This window comes from Micromonospora sp. NPDC005087 (assembly GCF_042872965.1).
Classification (GTDB): Bacteria; Actinomycetota; Actinomycetes; order Mycobacteriales; family Micromonosporaceae; genus Micromonospora.
Genome location: NZ_JBIALB010000048.1, coordinates 1 through 11,388 on the forward strand (window position 1 = coordinate 1; position 11,388 = coordinate 11,388).

The 11,388-nt window shown below is 67.7% G+C and carries 13 protein-coding genes, 17 tRNA genes and 2 pseudogenes; 2 read left to right on the plus strand and 30 right to left on the minus strand.

Annotation, left to right across the window (positions count from 1 at the left end):
- Nucleotides 1-155: 155 nt before the first annotated feature.
- From ACFYPS_RS35975 to ACFYPS_RS36025, 11 genes are all read right to left on the minus strand, one after another.
- Nucleotides 156-228: transfer RNA gene (locus ACFYPS_RS35975), tRNA-Ala, on the minus strand.
- A 79-nt stretch (nt 229-307) separates the two neighbouring features.
- Nucleotides 308-391, minus strand: a tRNA-Leu gene (locus ACFYPS_RS35980).
- Nucleotide 392: 1 nt separating this feature from the next.
- A tRNA-Met gene (locus tag ACFYPS_RS35985) sits at nt 393-467 on the minus strand.
- A 6-nt stretch (nt 468-473) separates the two neighbouring features.
- Nucleotides 474-547 (minus strand) — tRNA-Thr (locus tag ACFYPS_RS35990).
- Between the two features lie 124 nt (nt 548-671).
- Nucleotides 672-747 (minus strand) — tRNA-Thr (locus ACFYPS_RS35995).
- A 5-nt stretch (nt 748-752) separates the two neighbouring features.
- A tRNA-Leu gene (locus ACFYPS_RS36000) sits at nt 753-828 on the minus strand.
- Between the two features lie 80 nt (nt 829-908).
- Nucleotides 909-983 (minus strand) — tRNA-Gln (locus ACFYPS_RS36005).
- A gap of 37 nt (nt 984-1,020) precedes the next feature.
- A complete protein-coding gene (locus ACFYPS_RS36010) occupies nt 1,021-1,464 on the minus strand; it encodes an HNH endonuclease (protein WP_354968759.1) in 444 nt (147 codons plus the stop codon).
- Nucleotides 1,465-1,497: 33 nt separating this feature from the next.
- A tRNA-Gly gene (locus ACFYPS_RS36015) sits at nt 1,498-1,574 on the minus strand.
- Between the two features lies 1 nt (nt 1,575).
- Nucleotides 1,576-1,651, minus strand: a tRNA-Thr gene (locus tag ACFYPS_RS36020).
- Between the two features lie 13 nt (nt 1,652-1,664).
- A tRNA-Leu gene (locus tag ACFYPS_RS36025) sits at nt 1,665-1,740 on the minus strand.
- A gap of 111 nt (nt 1,741-1,851) precedes the next feature.
- On the opposite strand from ACFYPS_RS36025, the gene ACFYPS_RS36030 reads away from it, so the two are divergent.
- A complete protein-coding gene (locus tag ACFYPS_RS36030) occupies nt 1,852-2,271 on the plus strand; it encodes an Lsr2 family protein (protein WP_354968760.1) in 420 nt (139 codons plus the stop codon).
- A gap of 1 nt (nt 2,272) precedes the next feature.
- On the opposite strand, the gene ACFYPS_RS36035 is transcribed toward ACFYPS_RS36030, so the two are convergent.
- The 18 genes and pseudogenes from ACFYPS_RS36035 to ACFYPS_RS36120 form a co-directional block, all read right to left on the minus strand.
- Nucleotides 2,273-2,345 (minus strand) — tRNA-Gln (locus ACFYPS_RS36035).
- 9 nt (nt 2,346-2,354) lie between these two features.
- Nucleotides 2,355-2,425, minus strand: a tRNA-Gly gene (locus ACFYPS_RS36040).
- Between the two features lie 11 nt (nt 2,426-2,436).
- A tRNA-Glu gene (locus ACFYPS_RS36045) sits at nt 2,437-2,510 on the minus strand.
- 47 nt (nt 2,511-2,557) lie between these two features.
- Nucleotides 2,558-2,630 (minus strand) — tRNA-Phe (locus tag ACFYPS_RS36050).
- 56 nt (nt 2,631-2,686) lie between these two features.
- Nucleotides 2,687-2,760, minus strand: a tRNA-Ala gene (locus tag ACFYPS_RS36055).
- A gap of 1 nt (nt 2,761) precedes the next feature.
- Nucleotides 2,762-2,837, minus strand: a tRNA-Pro gene (locus tag ACFYPS_RS36060).
- A gap of 109 nt (nt 2,838-2,946) precedes the next feature.
- Nucleotides 2,947-3,019 (minus strand) — tRNA-Trp (locus ACFYPS_RS36065).
- Between the two features lie 73 nt (nt 3,020-3,092).
- Nucleotides 3,093-3,224 carry a hypothetical protein gene (locus tag ACFYPS_RS36070; protein WP_387330890.1) on the minus strand — a complete coding sequence of 44 codons (132 nt, stop codon included), beginning with the start codon at nt 3,222-3,224 and terminating at the stop codon, nt 3,093-3,095.
- Nucleotides 3,225-3,332: 108 nt separating this feature from the next.
- A complete protein-coding gene (locus ACFYPS_RS36075; protein ID WP_354968762.1) occupies nt 3,333-4,301 on the minus strand; it encodes a hypothetical protein in 969 nt (322 codons plus the stop codon).
- Between the two features lie 120 nt (nt 4,302-4,421).
- Nucleotides 4,422-4,853, minus strand: a complete 432-nt coding sequence (locus tag ACFYPS_RS36080) for a hypothetical protein (protein ID WP_354968763.1) — start codon at nt 4,851-4,853, stop codon at nt 4,422-4,424.
- A gap of 3 nt (nt 4,854-4,856) precedes the next feature.
- Nucleotides 4,857-5,906, minus strand: a pseudogene (locus ACFYPS_RS36085) (helix-turn-helix domain-containing protein); the annotation flags it as partial.
- A 381-nt stretch (nt 5,907-6,287) separates the two neighbouring features.
- The gene (locus ACFYPS_RS36090) at nt 6,288-7,367 is read right to left on the minus strand and encodes an alpha/beta hydrolase (RefSeq protein WP_354968765.1); all 1,080 of its coding nucleotides are present in this window, start codon (nt 7,365-7,367) and stop codon (nt 6,288-6,290) included.
- Nucleotides 7,368-7,577: 210 nt separating this feature from the next.
- Complete coding sequence (locus ACFYPS_RS36095; protein WP_354968769.1) at nt 7,578-7,973, minus strand: hypothetical protein; 396 nt, start codon at nt 7,971-7,973, stop codon at nt 7,578-7,580.
- Nucleotides 7,943-8,272: a hypothetical protein gene (locus tag ACFYPS_RS36100; protein WP_354968770.1), complete on the minus strand. Its 330-nt coding sequence runs from the start codon at nt 8,270-8,272 to the stop codon at nt 7,943-7,945. Before ACFYPS_RS36100 ends, ACFYPS_RS36095 begins: the two co-directional genes overlap by 31 nt.
- A 137-nt stretch (nt 8,273-8,409) precedes the next feature.
- Nucleotides 8,410-8,640, minus strand: a pseudogene (locus ACFYPS_RS36105) (DNA polymerase beta superfamily protein); the annotation flags it as partial.
- Nucleotides 8,615-8,794: a hypothetical protein gene (locus ACFYPS_RS36110; RefSeq protein WP_354968766.1), complete on the minus strand. Its 180-nt coding sequence runs from the start codon at nt 8,792-8,794 to the stop codon at nt 8,615-8,617. The pseudogene ACFYPS_RS36105 and the gene ACFYPS_RS36110, both read right to left, overlap by 26 nt.
- Nucleotides 8,791-9,177: a hypothetical protein gene (locus ACFYPS_RS36115; RefSeq protein WP_354968767.1), complete on the minus strand. Its 387-nt coding sequence runs from the start codon at nt 9,175-9,177 to the stop codon at nt 8,791-8,793. The genes ACFYPS_RS36110 and ACFYPS_RS36115 overlap by 4 nt, the downstream gene beginning before the upstream one ends.
- Before the next feature lie 16 nt (nt 9,178-9,193).
- Entirely contained in the window at nt 9,194-9,616 is a 423-nt protein-coding gene (locus tag ACFYPS_RS36120) for a hypothetical protein (RefSeq protein ID WP_354968768.1), read from the minus strand.
- Nucleotides 9,617-9,768: 152 nt separating this feature from the next.
- On the opposite strand from ACFYPS_RS36120, the gene ACFYPS_RS36125 reads away from it, so the two are divergent.
- Complete coding sequence (locus ACFYPS_RS36125; protein WP_387330895.1) at nt 9,769-10,443, plus strand: integrase core domain-containing protein; 675 nt, start codon at nt 9,769-9,771, stop codon at nt 10,441-10,443.
- A 73-nt stretch (nt 10,444-10,516) separates the two neighbouring features.
- Here the strand turns inward: ACFYPS_RS36125 and ACFYPS_RS36130 are convergent, their stop codons facing one another.
- Complete coding sequence (locus ACFYPS_RS36130) at nt 10,517-10,786, minus strand: metal-sensitive transcriptional regulator (RefSeq protein WP_354968325.1); 270 nt, start codon at nt 10,784-10,786, stop codon at nt 10,517-10,519.
- Between the last annotated feature and the right edge of the window lie 602 nt (nt 10,787-11,388).

Sequence of the window (11,388 nt, forward strand, 5' to 3'; positions counted from 1 at the left end):
ACCGGTCATGCCCGTCTTGCTGCCATCAACAACGGCGCTTCTACTCCAGTCCACTCAAGTCAGACACCGCCACGACTTTGCCGGGGCCCTGGGCTGACAACCGGGTGCTCAAGCCGCTGAGCTACGCCAGCATGGGACCGGCCAGGGCCGGTGAGTGGAATCGGGCGGAGTCGAACCGCCGGCCTCTGCATTGCGAAAGCAGCGCTCTACCAACTGAGCTACGACCCCATGGCTTGGCCGTCCGGAGTTGAACCGGTTCTCCCTGGGTGCGCCAGGGCGGCGGCTCCACTCCGCCTTCGACCTCGCGTGCGCTCGGGGGGAGTCGAACCCCCACGCCTTTCGGCACACGGTTCTGAGCCGTGCGTGTCTACCTGAGTTCCACCACGAGCGCGTGGTGCCGACGTCCGGTGTCGATCCGGGTGCCTTCCGGTTATGAGCCGGATGCTCTGCCGTTGAGCTACGTCGGCATGGAGAGCCAGCGGGGCGACTCGAACGCCCTACCTCGCCCCTTACGAGGGGCGCGCACCGCCAGTCGTGCTGCGCTGGCATGACCCCGGTGGGTCTCTCGCGGGCCGGGACGGTGCCGCCGTTTCACCGACGGATCACCGGCAGGGGCGCGACATCCCTGCCTTCTCCCTGGCCTCCCGGCCTGCGAGGGACCCGCCGGGGTGTGGAGCCGGCGGCCGGAGTCGAACCGGCGCGCGTCGCCATACAAGGGCGGTGCTCTGGCCTCTGAGCTACGCCGGCGTGAGTGCCCTCGACACGACTCGAACGTGCACAACGACCAGGACCTCGACCTGGCGCCTCTACCAGTTGGGCTACGAGGGCATTGTTCGCGGCAGGGGCACCTCTCGGTTCGCCGGCGGCTATGGGTGCACCCTGTGCCGACCCGCTTGCGCGCCCTGCCGTGGCTCCCAGGCCAGGATTCGAACCCAGCTTTCCGCATCCAGAGTGCGGCGTCTTACCGAATAGACGACCCGGGAATGGTGGCCGGCGAGCCGCGGTCTCGCCGGCCGGTGATCAGCGCTGCATCATGCTGGACCAGGTGGGGACCGACGGCTGGAACCGCAGCTCCATGCCCGCCTCGGCGGGGGTCAGGTCCGCCTTCCGCTGGTTGCACGCGTAGCACGCGCCGATCGTGTTCTTCCAGCTGTTCCGCCCGCCGCGCGAGCGGGGCACGATGTGGTCGACGGTGGTCGCTGGCGCCGGGCAGTAGCCGCACTGGTGGCCGTCGCGGCGCAGCACGCCGGCCTTGGACCACGCGGGCCCGTTGGTGTAGCGCCACTTCGTGACGACGTACCGGACGAGCCGGAGGACTCGCGGCATCGGGAAGACGCCGATGAGCCGGTCGGGCTCGGCTTCGTGGATCTCGGCGACCTGGCGCATGAGCATCCGGATCGCGTGTTTGACGGGGACCCGGTGCAGCGGTCCCAGGTCGGCGTTGAGGACGAGAACGGCGTCCACCGGGCCCTCCCTTCTCTCGTGGCCGGTGGTGCTTGGAGCGGCTGACCCGGGATCGAACGGGCGACCTCGACGTTGGCAACGTCGCGCTCTACCAGCTGAGCTACAACCGCGTGGAGCCGTCGGCCGGAGTCGAACCGGCGACCTGCTCCCTACCATGGAGCTGCTCGACCGACTGAGCTACGACGGCATGGTGTGCTGCGTGCCCCGAGCGGGATTCGAACCCGCACTGTGCGCAGTTTGAGTGCGCTGCCTCCTACCGAGTTGGGCTACCGAGGCGTGATTCCCGCAGGTTGCGGCGTCGGATCTTTGATGATCCACTCAGGGACGGTTGAGTTCCGCTCCTGTAACTCGACCCCAGCAGCCTGATCCGAGGACCGAGGGGGACCCATGGCGCGCCGCACCTTCGTGCAGACGACCGACGACCTGACCGGAGAGCCGGACGCCCAGGAGGTGCGTTTCAGCCTCGATGGCGTGGAGTACCGGATCGACCTGACCGAGAAGAACAGGGCCCTCTTCGAGGAACAGCTGGCGCAGTTCGTTAATGCCGGTCGCCGAACCCGGAACGCTGCCGGCCGGGTCGTATCTCGGCCGGCGGAGTCGCAGACCGCGAAGCAGGAACGTCGACGGCTCATCCGGGCGTGGTGGGCGAAGAACGAGAAGCTGGTCGGTCAGAAGGTCACCGAACGCGGACGCATTCCCGCGAAGGTCATCGACGCGTACCAGCAGCACCAAACGCTGTCGGGTCCTCGCCCCAGCAAGTCGACCACCGCGATCCCCGCGGCGACGTTCTCCGCTGGCCGAGTGTGAGCTCCGGGTGCAGGAATCGAACCTGCGTCCTCCCGATCCAAAGTCGGGGCGCCCAGCCAGCAGAGCAACCCGGATTGGCGTTGAGCGGTACCGGGGAATTGAACCCCGACCGGCTGATTGGAAGTCAGCAGCTCTGCCGTTGAGCTAGTACCGCGAGATCGTGCGTAGGCCGTACGGGGCTCGAACCCGTAACCTTCTGGCTGAGAACCAGGTGAGCTGCCAGCTTGCTCCAACGGCCCATGGAGCTGGCGGGGATCGCAGTCGCGCGGCCGCGAACCCGCCAACGTGCCCGTCGCCGGCGTCGAACCGGCAACCTCCGGCTTTTCAGACCGGCGCTCTACCGCCTGAGCTTGACGGGCTTGCGGTGACACTTTCGTACCCGCGCCATCTTCGATGCGGTCACCAGGCGGGCCGGTGGAGAAGAGGGGACTCGAACCCCCTGACCTTCGGCGTGCCACGCCGACGCTCTACCAGCTGAGCTACAACCCCATGGTCCGGGACCGGGGTGTCGAACCCCGTGTCTCTCGCTCCCAAAGCGAGCGGGTCAGCCGTCTCCCTCGTCCCGGAGGTGTTGCCCCCGGCCGGCCCGTGCGGGCGCCGGCCGGGGTCTTCCTTATGCCATCCACTGTGGAGTTGAGAATTTGCGACGTCGCCGGCCACGGCCGGGACGAAATGCAGGGGCGACAGGATTCGAACCTGCAACCTTCGGTTTTGGAGACCGGTGCTCTACCAGTTGAGCTACGCCCCTATGAAGTTGTTCGGGTAACGAAAAAGCCGCCCTATCCCTGTCGGAGTGGGCGGCTTCGCAGCTTGCGCTGACGCTATTCGCGCCGCCACCCCGGCTTCCAGTTCTGCTCGCTCGCGCAGAGGTCGTAGGCTCGCCCGATCGAGGGCAGCACGACACCGCCGCGCGGCATGAACCGCGTGGTTTCGGTGGACGCGTACTGCAACACGGGGAACTCCTTGGGTTGGTCCGGTTGACCTTGCTCATTCAAGGTAAGCGCTACCGCGTTCGGATGGCAATGGATATTCCGAGGCACCTTCATGTGATTCGCGGCCGGCTATAGCGAGCCGCTGTTGACGGACAGTCGCTTGAGCATCCCGGCGGTCGCGACGATCAACATCTCGGCGTCCTCGCGGGTGTACTCGAAGTCCTTCGTCACCTCGTCGTTCTTGTGGCCTGCGCCGCTCATCGTCGAAAACAGGTCCTCGACCATGAACGCCCAACGCTCGTCGAGGGTCCGCTGGCGCGGGGTCTTCGCCTTCGCCGCGGCGAACAGCTTCTGTGTGCCGTACGCGTCACGGACCTGCTCCACAGCCTTGCGGGCCTCCACGATCGCCGGTTCGATGTTGCCCTGCCGGAGCAGCTCGCGCGCCTCCCGCAGCGCCGCCACCGCGTCGGTGTAGTCCGCGCCCCTGGCCAGCGGCACCAGCAGTTCGACGAAGGCCCCAGCCTCCACCTTGACCATCTGCGCCGCCCACTCCCCGGCGTTGATGTCGAACCTCAGGTCCCCGGTCCGCATCCGCGGCAACGGGCGCGCCCTGGCGACTGCTTCCGCCAACTCCACGAAGACCTTCTCCGCCTGAAGTCCTGTCGATCCCGACCGCCGCGCCGTCCGGCCCTTCTCCGGGTCAGCCGAGGTGGGTGCCTTAGAGCCCGGCTGCTCCAGCGAATAGACCGACAGGTTCAGGTTCACCCACAGGTCCCCGCCTGCGCGCAGCTGCTCGACGGCGCGCAGCTGCTCGTCGGTGGCGAAGCCCGACAGCCGCACATCGCCTGCCTGCACGAGCGGCGTGACCAGGTTCGCGGTGTCCAGGGCGCACAACATCCGTTGCCGGCGCTGGTTGTCCTCGACGTGCATCCGGGCGCTAACCCGGTACGCGATGCCCGGTGCCAGGTCCTGTGCCTTGCTGATCCTCAGCGCCACCTCGACCTGCGCGCCCCCGGCGCCCGGATACAGGCTCAGGGCGCGTCGGGCCGGCTCCATCTGGAGGGAGTCTCCGTTGCCGAGGTCGATGACTGTGTTCATGGCTCACCTTTTCTCTGACGCTGCGGTGGCGCTACGCGCCGAAACCCTAGGGGACGCGGCCGGCGCGAGGCGAGGGCGTTATCGGCAGCACAGCCCGGCTCCGGCGGTGTCCGGGGTCGTCTACTGGGGATCCAGCACGGTGGTGAAGATGTCGGACCCGTCGGTGAACGAGACTCGCACTCCGGGGCGCCTCTTCCCGTCGACGGGAACACCGTAGGTCGCTACGTCCTTGACGTCGGGGTGGTGAGTGCCGGCCACGACGGCGGCGATGGCTTCGGCCCATTCGGCGGCGGACTCCGGCGCCCGCGGCACGGCAACCTGCTCGACCTCAGCACTACTCCCCGGCCAGGTCCCCGGTGCGTCCGCCGCAGCCGTTCCCGTATTCGTCCCGCCGCGGGCCATCTGCACCATGACCGACACGCCACCCGGCCTCGGGTCGGCGGCCAGGCCGACGGGCTTCGGGCCACCCTCGGTGAACCGGGCAACGATGCTGACCCACTGCTGGCCGGCGAGCAGGTGGGCGAGCCAACCCTCGAAGTATCGAACCCGCATTGGCTACGACTCGGTCGGCCGCTGGCGCAGCATGTCACCGAGGCCCAGGGCCCGCAGTAGCCGGCCGTACAGCCGGTCCATGACGGCCGTCAGGTCGCCGTCGAGTTCCACGCTGGTGGCGCTGGTGACCCGCTGGTAGTGGTCCTCGGGGTACGGGACGGGCCGGTCCCAGGTCCGGCGCGACGGTTCGCGCATCGGCGTGACGGTGAGCATGCCGTCCAGGCGGAGACCCAGGCCGACGATGCCGCGGAAGCCACTGCGCTCCGCTACCTCGGCGAACACGGCGAGGGCGAGGGCCGTGAAGGTGGCCGCTTCGTACTGGTTGATGAACTTCTCGTACTCCGGTCGGTCTCGGGCGATCGAGGCCCCGTCGGTGACGTCGCGCACGATGAGCGTCACGGCGCCGGATTCCGCCACCTCGAGGAAGGCGTACGTGTCCTCGCGGCTGTTGTACCTGAACGCGAAGCCGTTCGGCGTGGCGTATCCGTTGCGGCTGCTGAACGGGAAGCTGGCGCTCTGCATGACCAAGGGCGCGAGAGGGCTGCCGTCGCTGATGCGCCTCACGCGGTCTTGCGCCGCGTTGGCTACCTCGCCGAGCCACTTATTGCCGTCGGCCAGCTCGTCGCGCACCAGCTCCGGCCGGATGACGGGGATGGGCGTGATCGCGACCGCCAGCGTCGACAGCCCGAGGTCGAGCGCCGCGGCGCTGCGCCGCGCCCGCTCCAGGTCATCGAGGATGCTGTCCTCGGAGGCGTCGCGCAGGCGGTGCAGCCGGATCACCTCAGGGTCCGACAGCGTCCTGACGGTCCGGTCCGCCCTGCCGTAGTACCGCCCGTCGACCTGGTGCGGCGCGAACGGGCTGGGCGGAACGTCGATGACGATCAGGCCGGTGGAGGGGTCGTCGGGGTTGACCAGGTCGGTCGCGGTGAAGGCGAGCGGTGGGTCGACCCGGTTCTGGCACACCTGCTGGATCCGCTCGACCTGCCCCGCCAGTTCGACCGGCGTGAGGCCGGCTGCCCGACCGCTGTCCCGGTTCTCCTCGATCCCGATGACGAGGGTTCCCCGTCGACGGCCAGCGCCGCGACGTCCTTCGCCAGTTCCCGCTTGGCGCTCTCGGCCGTGCCGTAGGTCTCACGCTTCAGCTCAAACTGCTGGTGCTCGTGCACTTCGCCCGATGCGACGTCAGCTGCGGCCTGCGCCCAGTTCTGCCAGGTCCACGATCGTCGGGGTCTCGTCACAGTCGCCTATCGTGGCACAGCCATACGACACCGCCCGCCCGCTCCGATGCTGACGTGCTGGTCGCACACGTGGTCACCGGACGTGGGACGAGACGAGGCGGGCGCCGATCACCTGCGCGCGTTGAAGGAACCGGTGGGCGGTGGCGTTGTCCAGGAATCCGCCCGCGGGCCGGCCGCCCGGGTGCGGGCCAGCGCGCTATACAGCGACAGGGACGAGTTGGCCGTAGGTGTCCCGCTGCCAAGCGCCGCTGTTTTGCCAGTCGATGGACTTGTTCCTGATCCAGTCGGCGGAATAGCGATGCAGGACGTAGTGCTGCGTCTCCCAGGGCATGAAATGCCCGGTCTTGTCGATGGAGACCATCAGCTTGCGATCGCCGGGAATCGCGCGGAATAGCCATTCGACGCTGAACGGCGGGCCTGGCTTCTGCGTGTCGCTGGGCACGGATGGCAGCGTGGATGAAAGTTGATTTATCTGTTGGTCGCTGGTTCCGTACACAATAGCCACCGGCACGCTTACGCCGAGCGCGTCGTTGCTCTCCACCTTGCTCTTTGTCCATCCATACCAGGCCGAGTTCCGCCATCGGATCACGCCTTGGCTTCCCCATGTTGCGCCGACCGGGTCAAGTTTCATGATCTCATTCCACACGAAATCTTCGATGCCGGTTTCCCGCTGTGGCGCCTCAGCGTTCCAGTCCGCCATAAATTGATCTCTGCTCGTGATGAACATTGGGCACCGAAACCTATCCGGCAGAGGGGGCAGCGGGTACGGCACAGGGGGTTCCGGGGGCGGCATGAATGGGGGTCGGTCGCCGAGGCCATAAGGTGGGAAGATGGGGGCGAGCAGGAACAGGCTTTCCACCCAGTCCGGCCATTTCATTACGTACGGTCCGACGATGTGAGCGGCTGCGGAGTGGCCGACGAGATTAACCTTTTGCACGCCCGCGGTTCCTCGGATCCAGCTGATGACTGCATGGAGCTCAGCTAGGTCGGTTTCCACCTGGTTGAGGTAACGAGGAAAGGGATAGTCCTCGTCGCAAGCTCCTGTAGGCAGCGGGTAGGGCGCTAGCTTGCTCTGGTCGCCTTTGAACGCGTTGCAGGCTACGTCCATCTGTGGGGAGCGAGTTGAGAGGCCGGACCCTTGGAGGTCCATGATGAATACTCGGAAACCTGACCGCGCCAAGTAGTTGGCCCAGTTGTAGCGGGCCCAACGACCGGTTGTGTCATCGTCGCCAAGGGCGAACACCGGGGCAGCCGGTACGCTTCTGCCATGCAGCATGAGGACGACCGGACCGGGTAGGCCTGGATCCCACTCTCGCACTGACAGGTCGATTACCCAACCAACGTCCGCCGGACTGTGCGGAGGCAAGCCCGTCTCGTACCACCACTGAAGGTGAGCCACCTTGTGGTCTCTTACGGTGATGTTCATAGATATCAAGCCATTCACTGGACTTCGCCCGGGCGCGAGCAGGCCCCAATCGTGCCCACATCAGCGACGGCTGACGCTCTCACACAGTTTCGGATAACCGATCCAGCCAGCAAGGAGCCACCGGGTTTCGTTCACCCAGACGTGCGATCGGGCGCAGGACTCCAAGTCCCGCCGTCCCGGCGACTCGCGCTCATCGCGGGTCCTCTCGCTGGTTTTTGATGCGATGCGCCAGCTCCTCGTCGACGGCGACGAGCAGGCTGAGGGTGAGGCCCCGGACTCGACCGGCGGTGCGGCGCCCTTCGCGCCGACGCGGTGAAGCGTCGCGGCGTCATGGTGGTCGAGGACCAGGCGCAGCCCGTGGTGCAGGTTGAGCCGGATCGTTTCGAGGGTGGCGGTGGAGGCCCGGGCGAGGCTCACGGCCGGTTTCAGTGGGCTGCGCGAGCCCGCAGCAGCCATGCCTCGATCGGTGCCGTGTCGGGCCTCTCCGGCAGCGGTGACTTCGTGGCGGCCATCTGCCGCTCGGCCGCGGCGAGAAGGTCGGCCGCGATCTGGAGGTCGCCGCCGGCGACGGCGTCGCCGAAGTCGTGGTACCACTCGGGGTACTCGAGGCGGATCGTGAGCGTGCCGGTGGTGTAGAGGTCGAGTCCCTGCCGGGTGAGCCGGGCCAGGTGCCGGGCGTGCTTCGCGGTGCGCTTGCGGGTGTCGGCCGAGAAGGACCCGTCGCCGCGTTCGCTGAGCCGGCGGAACTGCTGCATGGCGTAGCCGAGGTACGCGTCGCGGACGCGGGGTGCGGACAGGAACCCGACCGGATCCCGATCAGCTCGTCGCCGAGCGGTGTGCGGACTTCGTACAGGTCCTCGGGCAGCCACAGCAGCTCGGAGACGGTGGGGTTACCGCCGATGCAGAGGATCGCGAACTTCCTCGCCTCGTGGATGGTGCGGTCGGGCTTCGTCGTGACGTGCGATTCCTTCGGCGAGGTCAAGCCGTGCAGCGCGGCCGTGGATGCGGCGCCGACGGCCAGGAGGTCGACGTCGGAGCCGGGCCGGTTCAGCCCGTAGGCGTTGGAGCCGACAATGCCGGACAGCAGTACGTGCACTTCAGTTCCCCTGCTCGTGCACGTCATCGCGCAGTGACAGGCCGGGGTTGCCGCCGCACTCGGCGCGGCCGCGCGGGGTGGGTCCCGTCCGGTCGCCGCTGACGATCCGGCAGCAGGCCTTGTCTGCCGCAGCGAGGACGTCGGGCGGCACGTCCCGGGGGTAGTCGTTCGGGGTGCTCATCCGGCGTCCTCATCGTCGTACGGAACGAGCAGGGTCCGGACCTCGGCTTCGCGGCCCTCGGCGATCAGCCGGGCCGCCTTGGCGAGGTCGGTCCGGCGGAGCTGACCTTCCATGGCGTACGGGAGCAGCTCGTCGTCCCACCACCCGAACCGCACCGAGCGATCCGAGCCGCCGTGCTCGTCGGCGCGGGCGAGAGCGGCGGCAGGGGTGGCGTCGCGCGGAACCCAGCTCTGGCACGTGGGACACCGGCCGGTTGGGATGTCACCGCCGAGAAGCCCCATCACCTCGCGGCGGGTGCCAACCGCGACAGGTTGGTCCCGCTCGCTGCTCCAGATGACGTAGAGATTCTTGCGGCGGTGGATCTTGATGACGACGCGAGCCATCGGCACTCCCCTCGGCTCAAAAGTCGCCCTCGGCGACCTGGAAGACGGTCAGGCCGAGGGCGCGCCACATCCGCACCACCCGGGCGCGGTCGTCGAAGACGCCGACGACAGTGAACTTCTCGCGGGCCTCCCGGGCGAAGATCTCCGCCTTGACGACGGCGTCGTCGCGGGTGTCGCCGACCGCCCGCATGTGCAGCGCGAGGTAGGGCACCTTGACGTGCTGGTCCAGCCAGGCGACGGTGTCCGTCCGCGCGGACTCGTCCCGCCCGGAGCAGAAGACGACGCCGTAGCCGGCGCTGTGCATGGCGCGGACGGCGAGGATCACGGCGGGTTTCGGCTGGTCGCGGCTGACGCGGGTCATGTCGTACGGGCTGCGGTCGCCCTTGAGGGCCACGGTGCCGTCGATGTCGACCAGCACGATCTCCGGCGTGCCCGGCACCGGCTCGTATCGCTCCCACGGATGCCTCCCGGCCCAAGCTCCCGGGCCGGCCGCGCACGGTTCGTTCCATACGTGCCCTGGTACTGCGCCTGGCTCGGGAGAATCCCAGCTGGGGCTACCGGCGTCTGCACGGCGAACTGCTGGTGCTAGGGGTGAAGGTGGCCGCGTCGACCGTATGGGAGATCTTGCAGGAGGCCGGGATCGACCCGGCGCCCGAGCGGGCGGCCAGTACCTGGGCCGACTTCCTTCGCTCCCAAGCCGACGCCCTCCTGGCCTGCGACTTCCTGGAAACGTTCACCCTCACCGGGACACGGATGTACGTGTTCGCGGCGATCGAGCACGCCAGCCGCAGGATCCGGGTCCTGGGAGCTACCGCGCACCCGACCGCCTCCTGGGTGGTGCAAGCCGCGAAGAACCTCGTCATGGACCTCGAGGACACCGGCTGCCGGGCACGCTTCATAATCCGCGACCGCGACGCCAAGTTCCCCGAGATGTTCGACGCCATCCTCGCCGACGCGGGCATCGACGTCGTACTCAGCGGCATCCAGATGCCAAGAATGAACTCAATCATGGAACGCTGCGTACAGACCTGCCGTCGCGAACTACTGGACCGCACCTTGATCTGGAACCAGCGGCACCTGCTCCACGCGCTGCGCGAGTTCGAACAGTTCTACAACGGACACCGCCCGCATCAGGGCATCGCCAACGCCCGCCCGCTGTGCCCGTTGCCAGCGCAGATCGCCGACCCGAACAAGATAACCCGGCTCGACATACGACGACGCGATCGCCTCGGCGGCATCCTCCACGAGTACCGACATGCCGCCTGACCTGCGCGGACGAGCTTTTCGGCAAGGGCAGGGTCACACGCCGCCTGGGCCTACCAGAGTCAGCCCCGGCGGCTCACGCCAAGGCCAGGAAGAGCTTCTCCAGCTCCTCTTCGGTCATCTCCGGCTGATCGCCGCGATCACGGGCAGCGGAGCAGTGCCGCATCCCGGAGGCGATGATCTTGAAGCCCGCCCGGTCGATCGCCTTCGACACCGCAGCAAGCTGGGTCAGCGCCTCACGGCAGTCCTCGCCGTTCTCCATCATCTCGATGACCGCATTGAGCTGCCCTCGGGCTCGCTTCAAGCGAGTCAGGGCCTCGCCGGTCATCTCGGGACGCAACTTCATCTCATCTACCTCCGCATCCCACGGTAACACATACCCCCCCGGGTATGCCCCGGGCGATGATCTCCGCCCTAGCCCAGAACCGTCGCCAAGGTGATCGCGCCCGGCCCAGGTCAGCCGGCTGCCACTGACGCGACGTATGACGGCCGCCTGGGTCATAGCGTCACCGGCATGCGAACCCGGCAGGAGGCCAGAACGGCACTGCACCAACGATGCCCAGGCGGGGCATTCGTTTCCCCCACGGAGCCTCACCGCGCAGGAGAGCGCACCTTGACCACTGGCGTGGCAACTCGCCGACTCGACTACGCCGTCGGCGCTTCGGACAGGTTGCGGACGATGTGGTCGGCGTGAAGCAGGGCTTGCCGAAGCAGTCGCCGGACGTGGTCGTCGCTGCGGAGGAGTACACGACGGTTCCCTGGCGACGTCCCTTGACCAGCAGCAAGACGGAGCTTGGCCAGGTATTGACTGACTGCCGTGGGTGCGGCTCCAGCATCGACGCCGACAACATCGCTAAGGGATGTCTCGTAACTGGGTGAAGGCGTTGCCCGGCGCCGGCTCGGCGGTCAGCCGGCGAGGATGATGTTGTGGAGGTTGGCGATGCCGGA